The sequence below is a fragment of the Rhodococcus sp. TAF43 genome (assembly GCF_052113525.1).
Classification (GTDB): Bacteria; Actinomycetota; Actinomycetes; order Mycobacteriales; family Mycobacteriaceae; genus Prescottella.
On the sequence record NZ_JBFRDL010000005.1, the window covers coordinates 82,576 to 97,708 of the forward strand.

13 protein-coding genes are annotated in these 15,133 nt (G+C 70.0%); 11 read left to right on the plus strand and 2 right to left on the minus strand.

The genetic code is table 11. The features are described 5' to 3' along the window. Positions 1-21: 21 nt before the first annotated feature. A complete protein-coding gene (gene ypfJ / locus AB4Z09_RS05470) occupies positions 22-963 on the minus strand; it encodes a KPN_02809 family neutral zinc metallopeptidase (protein WP_442239320.1) in 942 nt (313 codons plus the stop codon). A 167-nt stretch (positions 964-1,130) separates the two neighbouring features. Here ypfJ and aspS point away from each other — a divergent pair, with 167 nt between their 5' ends. Then, positions 1,131-2,912, plus strand: coding sequence for an aspartate--tRNA ligase (aspS, locus tag AB4Z09_RS05475; protein ID WP_114722654.1), 1,782 nt, complete (start codon positions 1,131-1,133; stop codon positions 2,910-2,912). Between the two features lie 200 nt (positions 2,913-3,112). After that, positions 3,113-4,291, plus strand: coding sequence for a kinase (locus tag AB4Z09_RS05480; protein ID WP_442239321.1), 1,179 nt, complete (start codon positions 3,113-3,115; stop codon positions 4,289-4,291). Positions 4,292-4,297: 6 nt separating this feature from the next. Here the strand turns inward: AB4Z09_RS05480 and AB4Z09_RS05485 are convergent, their stop codons facing one another. Then, positions 4,298-5,059 (minus strand): TetR/AcrR family transcriptional regulator, encoded by a 762-nt coding sequence (locus tag AB4Z09_RS05485; protein WP_442239322.1) that lies wholly within the window; start codon positions 5,057-5,059, stop codon positions 4,298-4,300. Between the two features lie 63 nt (positions 5,060-5,122). On the opposite strand from AB4Z09_RS05485, the gene AB4Z09_RS05490 reads away from it, so the two are divergent. The 9 genes from AB4Z09_RS05490 (at position 5,123) to aroC (ending at position 15,133) form a co-directional block, all read left to right on the plus strand. Beyond that, a complete protein-coding gene (locus AB4Z09_RS05490; RefSeq protein WP_442239323.1) occupies positions 5,123-5,656 on the plus strand; it encodes a hypothetical protein in 534 nt (177 codons plus the stop codon). Between the two features lie 130 nt (positions 5,657-5,786). Continuing rightward, entirely contained in the window at positions 5,787-5,945 is a 159-nt protein-coding gene (locus AB4Z09_RS05495; RefSeq protein WP_174909912.1) for a hypothetical protein, read from the plus strand. A gap of 53 nt (positions 5,946-5,998) precedes the next feature. Continuing rightward, complete coding sequence (locus AB4Z09_RS05500; RefSeq protein WP_442239324.1) at positions 5,999-7,414, plus strand: replication-associated recombination protein A; 1,416 nt, start codon at positions 5,999-6,001, stop codon at positions 7,412-7,414. A gap of 204 nt (positions 7,415-7,618) precedes the next feature. Beyond that, positions 7,619-10,303, plus strand: a complete 2,685-nt coding sequence (gene alaS / locus AB4Z09_RS05505; RefSeq protein WP_174909915.1) for an alanine--tRNA ligase — start codon at positions 7,619-7,621, stop codon at positions 10,301-10,303. A gap of 137 nt (positions 10,304-10,440) precedes the next feature. Beyond that, positions 10,441-10,914, plus strand: coding sequence for a Holliday junction resolvase RuvX (ruvX, locus tag AB4Z09_RS05510; RefSeq protein WP_254622984.1), 474 nt, complete (start codon positions 10,441-10,443; stop codon positions 10,912-10,914). After that, a complete protein-coding gene (gene mltG / locus AB4Z09_RS05515) occupies positions 10,911-12,374 on the plus strand; it encodes an endolytic transglycosylase MltG (protein ID WP_174909919.1) in 1,464 nt (487 codons plus the stop codon). The genes ruvX and mltG overlap by 4 nt, the downstream gene beginning before the upstream one ends. Positions 12,375-12,379: 5 nt before the next feature. Further along, positions 12,380-13,195: a shikimate dehydrogenase gene (locus AB4Z09_RS05520; RefSeq protein WP_441346812.1), complete on the plus strand. Its 816-nt coding sequence runs from the start codon at positions 12,380-12,382 to the stop codon at positions 13,193-13,195. A gap of 108 nt (positions 13,196-13,303) precedes the next feature. After that, positions 13,304-13,885: a prepilin peptidase gene (locus AB4Z09_RS05525; protein ID WP_174909923.1), complete on the plus strand. Its 582-nt coding sequence runs from the start codon at positions 13,304-13,306 to the stop codon at positions 13,883-13,885. Positions 13,886-13,945: 60 nt separating this feature from the next. Continuing rightward, positions 13,946-15,133 (plus strand): chorismate synthase, encoded by a 1,188-nt coding sequence (aroC, locus tag AB4Z09_RS05530; protein ID WP_114722750.1) that lies wholly within the window; start codon positions 13,946-13,948, stop codon positions 15,131-15,133.

Sequence of the window (15,133 nt, forward strand, 5' to 3'; positions counted from 1 at the left end):
GACAGGCTATGCGGCAGGCTCTCAGCGCAGTGCCGGGGGATTGTCCAGGCTGCGCGCCGAGTAGGTGTCGCACGCGCTCACCTTCCCGGTGTTGTAGCCGGCCAGGAACCAGGCCTGACGCTGGTCCGACGCCCCGTGGGTCCAGCCCTCGGGGTTCACACTGGCGCCCGCGGACCGCTGGATCCGGTCGTCGCCCACCGCCGACGCCGCCGACAACGCGTCGCGGATGTCGTTCTCGGTGAGCGGCTTCAGGAACGGCTGGGAGCTGTTCGGGCCTGGCTGGGTGGATGCGTAGTGCGCCCAGATGCCGGCGTAGCAGTCGGCCTGCAGTTCGGTGCGCACGGCCTGCGAGGTTGCACCACGTGGATCCTGCTGCGCCCGTCCGATGTCACCGAGCTGGTTCTGGATGTGGTGGCCGAACTCGTGGGCCACCACGTACTCCTGCGCCAGCGGACCGGCATTGGCGCCGAACTGGTCGACGAGGAGTTGGAAGAAGCTTGTGTCGAAGTAGGCGGTGGAATCGGCGGGACAGTAGAAGGGGCCCACGTCACTCGTGGCGTATCCGCATCCGGTGTTGATGGAGCCGGAGAAGAGCCGCACCTTCGGCGCGACGTACTCCACCCCCGTCTGCGCGGGCAGCTGGGCGCCCCACACGGCATCGAGGCTCTCCGCGGTACCCGCCATGCGGCAGCCGATGTCGCGGTTCGCGTCGGTGCCGAATTCGCAGTCGTCGAGGGCCGCGCCGCTGACCGCGCTGGTGCCGGAGTCCAGGGGTGTTCCTGTCGCCCCGCTCAGACCGCCGAGGATCGAGCCCGGATCGCCGCCGAGCAGGAGCGCCAGGACCAGCACGATCAGGCCTCCGGCGCCGCCGCCGAGGACGAACTTGCCGCCGCGCCCGCCGCCTCCGCCTCCACCGACGGAGACGCGCCCCGCGTTGATGCGGACATCGTCGTTGAAGGTCATTGCGCTGGCTCCCTGTCCGAAACACCTGTGCTGGTCGTTACAGCTTTCCAGCAATCCGGCATGCGTTTGGCGATAACACGCGGTGCCTCCGTAGGATCGCAGCAGACAGAACACCGTGTTGGAAGCACGGATCGACAACTGTGCTGGAAGTTTGTGAAAGGAATCCCGTGCTGCGCACCCACCTGGCCGGCTCGCTACGACCCGAGCACGCTGAGCAGACCGTCACCCTCACCGGTTGGGTGGCGCGGCGGCGCGATCACGGCGGGGTGATCTTCATCGACCTGCGTGACGCCTCGGGCGTGTCCCAGGTCGTGTTCCGCGCGGGCGACGTGCTCGAGCAGGCGCACCGCCTCCGCGCCGAGTACTGCGTCAAGGTCACCGGCGTCGTCGAGGTCCGCCCCGAGGGGAACCAGAACTTCGAAATCCCCACCGGTGCCATCGAGGTCAACGCGACGGAGCTCGAGGTGCTCAACGAGAGCGCCCCGCTGCCGTTCCAGCTCGACGACCAGGCCGGCGAGGAAGCGCGGCTCAAGTACCGCTACCTCGACCTGCGCCGCGAGGGCCCCGGCCACGCGATTCGGCTGCGCTCGAAGGCCAACGCCGCGGCCCGCTCGGTCCTGGCTCACCACGAGTTCGTCGAGGTCGAGACCCCGACGCTGACCCGGTCCACCCCCGAGGGTGCGCGTGACTTCCTGGTGCCCGCGCGCCTGCAGCCCGGCAACTTCTACGCGCTTCCGCAGAGCCCCCAGCTGTTCAAGCAGCTGCTCATGGTCGGCGGCATCGAGCGGTACTACCAGATCGCCCGCTGCTACCGCGACGAGGACTTCCGTGCGGACCGTCAGCCCGAGTTCACGCAGCTCGACATCGAGATGAGCTTCGTGACCCAGGAGGACGTCATCCTGCTGGCCGAGGAGATCCTGCACGCCGTGTGGAAGCTCATCGGTCACGAGATCACCACGCCGATCGCCCGGATGACCTACGCCGAGGCCATGCGCCGTTTCGGCTCCGACAAGCCCGACCTGCGGTTCGGCGTCGAACTCGTGGAGTGCAAGGAGTTCTTCAAGGACACCACGTTCCGCGTCTTCCAGGCCGAGTACGTCGGCGCGGTGGTCATGCCGGGCGGGGCCGCCCAGCCGCGCCGCGAGCTCGACCGCTGGCAGGACTGGGCCAAGCAGCGCGGCGCGCCGGGTCTCGCCTACGTGCTGGTCGGCGAGGACGGCGCACTGACCGGTCCGGTCGCGAAGAACCTGACCGACACCGAGCGCGCGGGTCTCGCCGCGCACGTCGGCGCCAAGCCCGGCGATTGCATCTTCTTCGGTGCGGGTGCGACCAAGTCCTCGCGCGCGCTGCTCGGCGCGGCCCGCGGCGAGATCGCGCGCAAGCAGAACCTGATCGACCCGGATGCCTGGGCGTTCGTGTGGATCATGGACGCGCCGATGTTCGAGCCCACCGCCGACGCGACCGCCAGCGGCGACGTGGCCCTGGGCTACAGCGCCTGGACCGCGGTGCATCACGCGTTCACCTCGCCCAAGCCGGAGTCGATCGACACCTTCGACACCGATCCGGGTTCGGCGCTGGCCTACGCCTACGACATCGTCTGCAACGGCAACGAAATCGGTGGCGGCAGCATCCGCATCCACCGCAAGGACATCCAGGAACGCGTCTTCAAGGTGATGGGCATCTCGCACGAGGAAGCCGAGGAGAAGTTCGGCTTCCTGCTCGACGCCTTCGCGTTCGGCGCCCCGCCGCACGGCGGCATCGCCTTCGGCTGGGACCGCATCACGGCCCTGCTCGCGGGCGTGGACTCGATCCGCGAGGTCATCGCGTTCCCGAAGTCCGGTGGCGGCGTCGATCCGCTCACCGACGCGCCGGCGGCGATCACCGAGCTGCAGCGCAAGGAGTCCGGCATCGACGTCAAGCCGGAGCCGGTCGGCGCAGAAGGCAAGTAACCACGCAGTTCGTCGGAGCCCCGCGTCACGCACATCGCCGTGGCGCGGGGCTCCGTCGTCGAACCGTGCTCAGCCGACGCGCCGAAAACGGCCGTAACCGACCTGCAACCCTGTATTCCCCCAGGTCGATGAGATCCGGATGGCGGGGCGGGCGATGAATGTCGGGCCGTGAGGGGCCGCGCCGGGTAGGTTGGTGATCGATGACCGCAATATTGGCGGAACCCCTCTCCGAGGTAGTTGCCGCAGCCGAGAAGTTGCTCACTCGTCGGACCGGGGCGCCGGTCCGACTCGTCGACCCCGTCGATCTCGGGGGGAGCGGCCGCACCATCGTCCTCCGCGTCCGGGTCGCCGAGAACCCGTTCTCGCTGCCACGGACGTTGGTGATCAAGCAGGTTCGCGAGACGTCACGCAAGGCCGATCCGCGACGCATCGAGTTCGAGGGCATGGCGGACACCGCCACGGTCGACGTCGCCTTCCTCCGCGAGGCGGTCTCCTACCAGTTCGCGACCGCGCTCGCGACCGAGAGCCGTCCGGGCGCCGAACTACTGGCGTACGACTTCGAGACCCGGTTGCTCGTCCTGGGTGACCTCGGCGACTCCACTCCGTTCGCCGCGCTGCTCAAGAACGCCGATCCGGACACCGTCACGAACTCGCTGATGGCGATGGCTCAGGCGCTCGGGCGGATGCATGCTGCGACCGTCGGGCGCGAGGAGGACTTCACCGCCCTGCTGCGTCGTGCGGAGGTGGCGCACTGCGGCGATGTGGTCGCCGAGCAGGCGGCAGCCTCGCTCGAGGTTGTGCCGGGACTACTCGCCGAGCACCTCGACGTCGAGGTGTCACCGGAGGTGCTCGCGATCGCGGCACGCGCCGGCAGGCTCTTCGGTGGCGGTCGGTTCCGCGCCTTCAGCCCGTCCGATCTGTGCCCGGACAACATCATCGTCAACGACGAGGGTGTCCGGTTCCTGGACTACGAGTGGGGTGGCTTCCGGGACGCGACGCTGGACCTCGCGTACGCGCTGGTGTCGTTCCCGGCGTGCCTGTGCAGCATCGACCTGTCGTACGAGCGGGCGAGTGCGATGACCGAGGCGTGGCGGGCCGAGGTCGTCGGGATGTGGCCGGTGCTGGCGGACGACGAATTCCTCACCGAACGGGTGATCGACGCGCAGCTCGTGTGGGTGTGGCTCAGCACGTTCCTGTTCCTGCCCGAGGACTACACGCGGATCGCCGCAGTGCGGGAGCACCATCTGTCGGCGCCCCGGAACGAGGCGCTCGCGGCGCGGTGGGAGGGCCTGGCCCGATTCGCGGAGCGGTCGGGACACGACGCCGTCGCCGAGCACGCGTCGCAGGTGCTGGAGCGCCTGCGCGAACGCCTCGGCTGATCCGACTCAGTCCCGGTCGGACCCGGCGGCGCCCGCCAGCAGCAACTCGAGTGCGCGGCGCAGGTTTGCGCGCGCCGCACGTTCCATGATCGGGGCGTCGTCGCCCGGGGGAGGAACGGCCGACTCGTCCCTGCCCATCAATCTGCTGGACAGCGGGTAACGGTCGGCGAAGTCAGGGGCCGCCGCGGCCAGCGCGTCCATCCTGTCGGCCCACCACTGCTCGTCGCCCTCGCCGGTCACCGACGGTGCCCGGCGGGCGTCGACGACGGTGCGGGCGGCGGCCGCCGCGAGCGAGAACGCGGACGACGCGATCGCGGCCACGTCGGCGTGGTGGAGTCCGATCGGCAGCAGGGTTCCGAGAAGCGACTCGAACGCGTCCTGCTGGTGTGGGCCCAGCACCGGACGGGCGTGCGCGAGGTCGAGCATCCAGGGGTGCTCGACGTACAGCTCGAGCAGATGCTCGGCCCACTCCGTCACCGATACCGGTCGGGTCGCCGCGAAGCCGGCGTAGGCCCGGTCGTACATGAGGTCGAGCAACTCGGCCTTCCCGCCGACGTACGTGTAGAGCGCCATCGCGGTGCACCCGAGGCGATCGCCGATCGCGCGCAGGGGGACGGACGCGTCGCCGCGTTCATCGGCGATGGCGGTAGCCGCCGCGACGATCGAGTCGAGCGTGAGTCCCGAGCCGGCGTCGGATCCGGCGGTGGGGGATTCCCAGAGCAGGGACAGTGTGCGGGCCGCATCCCCGCGCCCGGTGATAGGACCCATTTCCGTTCCTTACATTGTATAGTTCCTGGTCCATTGCACTATACGTCGTAAGGAGCGCTGGAGATGGGGCAACGGCACGATGAGGCGGTGCTGCACGACGGCACCCGGATTCCGGTACTCGTTCGCGGTGATCGCCGCCGACTAGGACACCGGATGGCGCACCCTGCCCCGTACCTGGAGATGCTCGCTGTCACCCGTGCGGCCCACGCCATGGCGGCCGCGCCGTCTGCAACCCACACATCGGTCGAGGCCGGGGACTGGGACGCCGTCGCGGTCACCAGTACCGAGGCGCAGACCAGGCAGTTCGTGACGCTGTACGAGGCACTGCAGGCATTCGACGACACCGCGTCCGGGGCGGTACCGACGGTTCCGCGGCTGTGCTTCGCCGGTGCGGCCGACGAGATCGCCTACGGGCCCGGCTGGGGTGACGTCACTGTGAAGGTGGCCGAGCCGCTGCTGAAGCGTCGCGCGGACCTCGAAGCCCGCGGTTGGGTGGTGGAGGTGATGCCCGGCCGGCATCACATGAGCGCGATGGGCGCGGACGTCGTGCTGCCGCTGCTGACCGGATGGCTGGCCGGGGTGCGGGTGGACCGCTGACCGGATGGCTGGCCGGGGTGCGGGTGGACCGCTGACCGATCGAGTCGAGAGTGGGGATCGGCACATTGCAGTAGATACCCCTGGGGGTATGGTGGGTGCCACCTGCAACCCACGCTCGAGGAGATTCATCGTGTGCTACCCCGTTACCTGCCGGACCTGCAACAAGACCACCTGGGGAGGCTGTGGCCGGCACGTCGACAGCGTCATGCGCACGGTGCCGGCCGCCGAACGGTGCAAGTGTGAGCAGCCGGCCAAGCCGGGGTTCTTCAAGTCGCTGTTCGGGCGCTGACCGCGACGCGAGCGGCGTCGCCCGCCGTCGGTGGCGGCTAGTAGCGTCGGGGCGTGACTGATTTCTTCGGCGACACCGACACCGCGGGCGACGGGGCGGGTCTGTTCGAGGCTCCCGCGGCCGAGCCCGACCCGGAGTCGCAGCCGCTGACGTCGGTGCCACGGCAGGCCGCATCGCCGAGTCCGGGGGCGCCGCTTGCGGTGCGGATGCGTCCGGCCGCGCTGTCGGAGGTGGTCGGTCAGCAGCACCTGTTGGGTCCCGGGGCGCCGCTACGGCGTCTCGTGGAGGGCTCCGGTGCATCGTCGGTACTGCTCTACGGGCCGCCGGGAACCGGCAAGACCACGCTCGCATCGCTGATCTCGGGTGCGACGGGCCGGAAATTCGAGGCGCTGTCCGCGCTGTCCGCCGGGGTCAAGGAGGTGCGCGGCGTCCTCGAACTGGCCCGCCGCCGCCTCCTTCAAGGCGAGCAGACGGTGCTGTTCATCGACGAGGTCCACCGCTTCTCCAAGACCCAGCAGGACGCGCTGTTGGCGGCCGTGGAGAACCGGATCGTGCTCCTGGTTGCCGCGACCACTGAGAACCCGTCGTTCTCGGTGGTGTCGCCGCTGCTGTCGCGGTCGCTCGTGCTGCAACTCCAGTCGCTGACCGCGGACGACATCCGCAGCGTCATCGAGCGCGCCCGCGAGGACGAGCGCGGCCTCGGCGGGTCCGTCGACCTCACCGACGACGCGCTCGAGCATCTCGTCCGGCTGGCCGCAGGCGACGCGCGGCGGGCGCTGACCGCGCTCGAGGCCGCCGCCGGTACCGCGCTCGACCGCACCGACGAACGCCCCGCGGTCGTCGACCTCGAGACGGTCGAGTCCAGCGTCGACAAGGCCGCCGTCCGCTACGACCGTGACGGTGACCAGCATTACGACGTGATCAGCGCGTTCATCAAGTCGATTCGCGGCTCGGATGTCGACGCCGCGCTGCACTACCTCGCCCGGATGATCACGGCGGGGGAGGACCCGCGGTTCATCGCCCGCCGCCTCGTCGTGCACGCCAGCGAGGACATCGGCATGGCCGACCCGACCGCGCTGCAGACCGCGACCGCCGCGGCTCAGGCCGTGCAGCTGATCGGCATGCCCGAGGCGCGGCTCGCCCTCGCGCAGGCCACGATCCACCTCGCGACCGCACCCAAGTCCGGTGCCGTCATCGCCGCGCTGGGTGCCGCGATGGCCGACGTCGCGGCCGGCAAGTCGGGCCTGGTCCCGCCGCACTTGCGGGACGGCCACTACGCGGGCGCGGCGCAGCTCGGCAACGCCGTCGGATACAAGTACCCGCACGACCACCAGGACGGCGTCCTGCCTCAGCAGTACCCGCCGGACGAACTGGTCGGTGTCGACTACTACGAGCCCACCACCCACGGCGCCGAGCGGGAGATCGCCGGACGGGTGGGCAAGCTCCGCCGGATCGTGCGCGGCCGCTGAGACCTGTTGCGCCGTCGGTGAGAACGTCGTCCGGTCGCGTGGGGCTCGTCACGGTGACGCCGGGAACCAGCGGGGCATCACGTGCGCCGAATAAACGATTGGCGCGGGGGCGTTAAGCTTGCCAATGGTCGTTTCGCGTCTCGGAGGCGTTATCGGCGGCCGGACACAGTGAATTTCGACGGACATACGTTAGGACGAACACAGGTGCAGACCCACGAGATCCGTAGGCGCTTCCTCGACCATTTCGTCAAGGCGGGCCACACCGAGGTGCCCAGCGCCTCGCTGATTCTCGACGACCCGAACCTGCTGTTCGTCAACGCCGGCATGGTGCAGTTCAAGCCGTTCTTCCTGGGCCAGCAGACGCCGCCCTACGACACCGCGACCAGCGTGCAGAAGTGCGTGCGCACCGGTGACATCGAGAACGTCGGCATCACCACACGCCACAACACGTTCTTCCAGATGGCGGGCAACTTCAGCTTCGGCGACTATTTCAAGCGCGGTGCTATCAAGCACGCGTGGGCGCTGCTGACGAACAGCACCTCGGACGGCGGCTACGGCTTCGACCCCGAGCGGCTGTGGGTGACCGTCTACCTCGACGACGACGAGGCCCGCGACATCTGGATGGAAGAGGCCGGCATCCCCGACGAGCGCATCCAGCGCCGCGGCATGGCCGACAACTACTGGTCGATGGGCATCCCCGGACCGTGCGGACCGTGCTCGGAGATCTACTACGACCGCGGCCCCGAGTACGGCGCCGAGGGTGGCCCCGAGGCCGACGAGGACCGGTACCTCGAAATCTGGAACCTCGTGTTCATGCAGAACGAGCGCGGCGAGGGCACCGGCAAGGACAGCTTCGAGATCCTCGGCCCGCTGCCGAAGCAGAACATCGACACCGGTATGGGTGTCGAGCGCGTCGCGTTCCTGCTGCAGGGAGTCGACAACGTCTACGAGACGGACCTCGTCCGCCCCGTGATCACCAAGGCCGAGGAGCTCTCCGGCCGCACGTACGGCGCCGAGGGCCCGGACGGATCCGCTGCAGACATTCGTTTCAGAGTCATCGCCGACCACGCACGCACCGCCGTCATGCTGATCGCCGACGGCGTCAACCCCGGCAACGAGGGTCGCGGCTACGTGCTGCGCCGTCTGCTGCGCCGCATCATCCGCTCGGCGAAGCTGCTCGGCGCCGAGAAGCCGAGCATGCGTGAGTTCGTCACCGTCGTGCGCGACACGATGTCGCCGTCGTACCCGGAGCTCGCCACCGACTTCGACCGCATCGTGGGTGTCGCGGTCGGTGAGGAGACCGCGTTCCTGCGCACGATCGCGGCCGGCTCGAAGATGTTCGAGGCGGAGGCCGACCAGGTCAAGGCGGCCGGCAAGACGGTCTTCGGCGGCAACGAGGCGTTCGTCCTGCACGACACCTACGGCTTCCCGATCGACCTGACCCTCGAGATGGCGGCCGAGGCCGGCCTGAACGTGGACGAGGACGGCTTCCGTTCCCTCATGGCCGAGCAGCGCAAGCGCGCCAAGGAGGATGCGCAGGCGCGCAAGCACGCCCACGCCGACCTGTCGGTCTACAAGGAGCTCGTCGACCGCGGCCCCACCGAGTTCACCGGCTTCAACGAGCTGGTCTCCGAAGCGCACGTGCTCGCGCTCATCTCCAACGGTGTTCGCGTGCCCACGGCTACCGCGGGCCAGGACGTCGAGGTCATTCTCGACCGCAGCCCGCTGTACGCCGAGGCCGGCGGCCAGATCGCTGACATCGGCTCGATCTCGGCGGCGGGCCTGCGCGTGCAGGTGAACGACGTGCAGAAGATCGCCAAGAAGGTGTGGGTCCACAAGGTCACCGTCAAGGAGGGTCAGATCACCGAGGGCGACGTCGTCCTCGCGCAGGTCGACCCGGAGTGGCGCAAGGGCGCTACGCAGGGCCACTCCGGCACCCACATGGTGCACGCGGCACTGCGACAGGTGCTGGGCCCCAACGCCGTTCAGGCCGGCTCGCTCAACAAGCCGGGCTACCTGCGCTTCGACTTCAACTGGCAGGGCCAGCTGTCGGAGTCGCAGAAGCAGGAGATCGAGGTCGTCACCAACGAGGCCGTCGCCGCGAACCACCCGGTGAACACGTTCGTCACCGATCTCGACCGCGCGAAGCAGATGGGCGCGATGGCGCTGTTCGGCGAGAACTACGGAGACGAGGTCCGCGTCGTCGAGATCGGTGGACCGTTCTCGATGGAGCTGTGCGGCGGCACGCACGTCCAGCACTCCACGCAGATCGGCCCGGTGACGCTCCTCGGTGAGTCGTCGGTCGGTTCCGGTGTGCGTCGCGTCGAGGCGTTCGTCGGACTCGACTCGTACCGCTACCTGGCCAAGGAGCGGGCGCTGCTCGCCGGTGTGGCGTCGTCGCTGAAGGTGCCGTCGGACGAGGTCCCGGCCCGTGTCGAGGCGCTCGTCGAGCGTCTGCGCGCGGCCGAGAAGGAACTCGAGGCCACCAAGGCCGCCGCGGTCCTGGCGTCCGCCGGAACCTTCGTCGACAAGGCCCACCGCTTCGGTGAGGTGCTGCTCGTCGCCGAGCGGGCGCCCGAGGGTGTCGCCGGTAACGACCTGCGCAGCCTCGTCACCGACGTCCGGGGCCGCTTCGGCACCCAGCCCGCGGTCGTGGTGCTGCTCGGCAGCGCCGACGGCAAGGTCCCGTTCGTCGTGGCCACCACCAAGGCGGCGCAGAACCTGGGCATCAAGGCCGGCGACCTCGTCGCGAGCTTCGGACCCCAGATCGGCGGCCGCGGCGGCGGCAAGGCGGACATGGCCCAGGGCGCCGGCTCCGACGTCTCCGGTATCCCCGCAGCACTCGAGGGTGTCCGGGGTCGGGTCGCTGAGCTGGCCGGGAACTCCTAGCGGTGCCCCCGGCCCCGTCGGGTCCCGACCGTCCTGCCCCGTCGGGTCCCGACCGTCCCGCACAGCCGGGTCCCGACCGTCCCGCACAGCCGGGGCCTGATCGGCCCGGAGTCGACGATCCCGGGCGCGGCCGTCGGATCGGCATCGACGTCGGAAGCGTGCGGATCGGGGTGGCCTCGTGCGACCCCGACTGCATTCTCGCGACGCCGGTCGAGACCGTCCCCCGCTCGAAGGAGAAGGGGCCCGACGCGCCGGATATCCGGCGGATTGTCGAGCTTGTCGAGGAGTACGAGGCCGTCGAGGTTATCGTCGGTCTGCCGCAGACTCTGCGCGGGGAACGCGGGAAGGCCGCGGGCCTCGCGTCCGCGTTCGCGCAGAGGGTGCGCCGCCGCATCGATCCGATTCCGGTGCGGATGGCCGACGAGCGGCTGACGACGGTCACGGCGTCGCGTGCACTCCGCGAGAGCGGCGTCAGTGCGAAGGGACAGCGGCCGATGATCGATCAGGCCGCCGCTGTGGCGATCTTGCAGGGATGGTTGGACGAGCGGAGCAGAGCGGTGAACGTAACGGACTCGGACGGTAGCGGCCGACCCACGGAGGACGGCCTGTGAACGATCATCGGCAGCCGGGGCGTCCCGAGTTCGAGTCGGCTCCCGGCTACGACGATCACCGCTACAACGACGGGTACGAGGACGATCCCGGGCAGGGCTACTACTCGGACCCCGGCTACGACACCGCAGGCGTCTACGGCGACGACCACGACGGCTACCAGGCACAGCACGGTTACCCCACCGGTCAGGACTACGGTTACGAACCGGAGTTCGACCACTACACGTACGACGACTCCACCCGACGGGCACTGCCGACCGCGGTCGGCGCGCAACCGTTGAGCCGCGGTGCGGTCCGGCGGGAGCGTGCGGCCGCGCAGCGCAAGCGTCGGGGCCGGGTCATCGGCGTCCTCGCCGGAGCGGTGCTGCTGGGCGGCATGGGCGCCGCTGCCGTCGCCGTCTACGGCAAGCTGAGCGGCAGCGACTTCGCCGATTACGCCGGGCCCGCCGGGCCCGAGGTGGTGGTGCAGGTCCACGCGGGCGATACCGCCGACGAGATCGCGAACTCGATGGCAGACAAGGACGTGGTCGCGAGCGAGTCCGCGTTCTACCGGGCAGCGCTGCGCAACGACGCCATGAACTCCCTGCAACCGGGCTTCTATGCGGTCGCCACGAAGATCTCGGGCGCCGACGCGGTGTCCGCGCTCGTGTCGCCGTCCGCGCGCGTCGGTCAGACGGTGATCTCGGAGGGCCGTCAGCTCCACGACACCCGCGACGTGCAGACCGGTGCGATCAAGAAGGGCATCTACACGCTGATCTCGGAGGCCAGCTGTGTCGGCCCGACCGAGGCACGTAAGTGCATCAGCTACGACGACCTCAACACCGCCGGCGCGAGCTCGGATCTGGCCGCCCTGGGCGTCCCGGACTGGGCGCGTAAGCAGGTGGCGAACGTCCCGGACCGCGACCGCCAGCTCGAGGGGCTGATCGCCGCCGGCAGCTGGGACTTCGATCCCACCGAGTCGCCCGTCGCGATTCTCGAGCACCTGGTCAGTTCGAGTGCGGAGAGCTACGAGTCCACCGGTATCAAGACGGCCGGTGGCAACGTCGGCCTCGACCCGTACCAGATGCTGATCGTGGCGTCGCTCGTCGAACGCGAGGCGCTGCCCGCGGACTTCGACAAGGTCGCCCGCGTCGTGGTCAACCGGCTCGCGGTGAACCAGCCGCTGCAGTTCGACTCGACGGTGAACTACTCGCTCGACGCGACGGAGGTCGCCACGACCGACGCCGATCGCGCCCGCGTCACGCCGTGGAACACCTACGCCAGCCCGGGGTTGCCGGCCACGCCGATTTCGTCGCCGAGCATCAATGCTCTTCGCGCGGTGGAGAATCCGGCTCCCGGTGACTATCTGTACTTCGTGACGATCGACAAGAAGGGCACCACGCTGTTCACCCGGAGTTACGACGAGCACCTCGCGAACATCGGGTTGGCGCAGCAGAGTGGCATCCTCGACAGTGGAAGGTGATCGCAGTGGCCGCGCGTAAGGCCGCCGTTCTCGGCAGTCCGATCTCGCACTCGAAGTCCCCGGATCTGCACCTGGCGGCGTATCGCGCGCTCGGGCTGACGGACTGGACGTACGAGCGCATCGAATGCACCGGTGAGCAGTTGCCCGGTCTCGTCGCGGGCCTCGGCCCCGAATGGGTGGGACTGTCGGTGACGATGCCTGGCAAGGTCGCGGCCCTCGAGTTCGCGACCGAACGCACCGAGCGGGCGGTCACGATCGGCTCGGCGAACACCCTCGTCCGCATCGACGGCGGCTGGAGCGCCGACTGCACCGACGTCGACGGTGTCCGCGGCGCCCTCGTCGAGGGTGGGATCGGTGACCTCGCCGGTGCCGCGGCCGTCGTGGTCGGCGCCGGCGGAACGGCCCGCCCGGCTCTCGTCGCGCTCGCCGACATGGGCGTGGCATCGGTGACGGTCGTCGCGCGTGATGCCGACCGCGCTCGGCCCACGCTCGAGTGCGCGGAGGCGGTGGGGCTGTCCGTGCGGCACCTGACGTTCGACGACGGGCGACTGGCCGACGTCTGCACCGCGTCGGCTGCACTGGTGAGCACCGTTCCCGCGGGGGCCGCCGCGCCGTTCGCCGACGCGATCGGTCGGGCCCCGTTCGTGCTCGACGCGATCTACGATCCGTGGCCCACCCCGCTGGCGGACGCGGTCGAGCGCACCGGCGGAACCGTCGTCGGTGGTCTGGCGATGCTGCTCAACCAGGCGTACGGGCAGGTCGAGCAGTTCACCGGCATGCCCGCACCGCGAGAGGCGATGGCGGCGGCACTGCCGCGCTGAGCCCGGACCCGGTCCGCGGTTCTCCACAGCCGCACACGCATCCACAGATCTGTTCGCGGCCGCCGATTCCCGGGGCCGGGCGTCCTGGACGCACCGCATGCTCTCGGCATGTGGTGGATCGGTGTGGTGGGCGTTGCGGCGGGTGTCGCCGCCGGGGCCGGAACCAGGCGCGTCGTGGCACGGCTCGCGCGCGAGTCGCCGGTGCCCGCCGGATGGTGCGAGGTCGCGTGTGCACTCGGGTTCGCGGCGGTCGCGGTGCGGAACGGGCTCGTGCCCACCCTCGCACCGGCGCTGCTGTTCGTGTGGTGGACGATCGCGGCCGGTGTCGTCGACCTGCGGGTGCGCCGTCTCCCCAATGTCCTGACCCTTCCGGGCGCGGTGGCGATCGTGGGCTTCGCGACCGCCACGGGGCAGTGGCGGACGGCGGTCGTCGGCGGCCTGATGCTGTCGGGGCTGTACCTGCTCGTGCACCTGACGGCGCCCGCGGCCATGGGTGCGGGCGACGTCAAACTGGCGCTCGGTCTGGGCGCCGCGGCGGGCCTCGGCGGGGCCCAGACGTGGCTCGCGGCCGCCGCCCTCGCGCCAGTCCTCACCGCCGTGGTGGGCGTGTTGCGGGGGAGAGCGGACGGGATGATCGCCCACGGTCCGTCGATGTGCGCGGCGACCGCGTTGGCGATGTGGCCGGTGTGACGGGAGCGGCGGACGGCCCGCTGTCGTACCGGACGCCGTGCTCGTGGAAAGATGCTGGATGTGTTGCGCTGGATAACTGCTGGAGAGTCCCATGGTCCCGCCCTCGTTGCCATGCTCGAGGGGATGGTTGCCGGCGTCGAGGTGACGTCCGACGACATCGCGGCGCAGCTTGCGCGCCGTCGCCTCGGCTACGGCCGCGGTGCCCGCATGAAGTTCGAGGCCGACAAGGTCACGATCATCGGTGGCGTGCGGCACGGTCGCACCCTCGGCGGTCCGATCGCGGTCGAGGTGGGCAACACCGAGTGGCCCAAGTGGGAGACGATCATGTCCGCCGACCCGGTGGACGAGGCGGAGCTCGCCGGTCAGGCCCGCAACGCGCCGCTGACCCGTCCGCGCCCCGGCCACGCCGACTACTCGGGCATGCTCAAGTACGGCTTCGACGACGCCCGCCCCGTCCTCGAGCGCGCCAGCGCCCGTGAGACCGCGGCCCGCGTCGCGGCCGGAACCGTGGCCCGTCAGTTCCTGCGCCAGCTGTTCGGCGTCGAGGTCGTCTCGCACGTCATCTCGATCGGCGCCTCCGACCCCTACGTCGGCCCCGGTCCCGCCGCCGACGCGCTCGACGCCATCGATGCCAGCCCCGTGCGTGCCTGCGACAAGGCCGCGGAAGAGTCGATGATCGCCGAGATCGAGGCCGCCAAGAAGGACGGCGACACCCTCGGCGGTGTCGTCGAGGTGATCGTCCACGGTCTGCCGGTCGGCCTCGGCTCGTTCATCAGCGGCGCGGACCGGCTCGACTCCAAGCTCGCCGCCGCCCTGATGGGCATCCAGGCGATCAAGGGCGTCGAGGTCGGTGACGGCTTCGAGACCGCACGCCGCCGCGGCAGCGCCGCGCACGACGAGATGCGTCCCGGCCCCGACGGCGTCCTGCGTTCGACCAACCGCGCCGGCGGCCTCGAGGGCGGCATGACCAACGGTGAGGCGCTGCGTGTGCGCGCCGCGATGAAGCCGATCTCGACGGTCCCGCGCGCGCTGTCCACGGTCGACATGTCGACCGGCGAGGAGGCCGTGGCGATCCACCAGCGTTCGGATGTGTGCGCGGTTCCGGCCGCCGGTGTCGTGGCCGAGGCGATGGTTGCGCTCGTGGTGGCCCAGGCCGCGCTCGACAAGTTCGGTGGCGACTCCCTCGCGGAGACCCGCTCGAACTACCAGCGTTACGTCGACGGCATCGCGGCCCGTCTGTCGCGGTGA

Coding starts and splice junctions, on each gene's coding strand:
- AB4Z09_RS05490 (WP_442239323.1), top strand. CDS start 5,123: ATGGGGCAACGGCACGATGAGGCGGTGCTGCACGACGGCACCCGGATT.
- ypfJ (WP_442239320.1), bottom strand. CDS start 963: ATGACCTTCAACGACGATGTCCGCATCAACGCGGGGCGCGTCTCCGTC.
- AB4Z09_RS05480 (WP_442239321.1), top strand. CDS start 3,113: ATGACCGCAATATTGGCGGAACCCCTCTCCGAGGTAGTTGCCGCAGCC.
- AB4Z09_RS05485 (WP_442239322.1), bottom strand. CDS start 5,059: ATGGGTCCTATCACCGGGCGCGGGGATGCGGCCCGCACACTGTCCCTG.
- AB4Z09_RS05525 (WP_174909923.1), top strand. CDS start 13,304: ATGTGGTGGATCGGTGTGGTGGGCGTTGCGGCGGGTGTCGCCGCCGGG.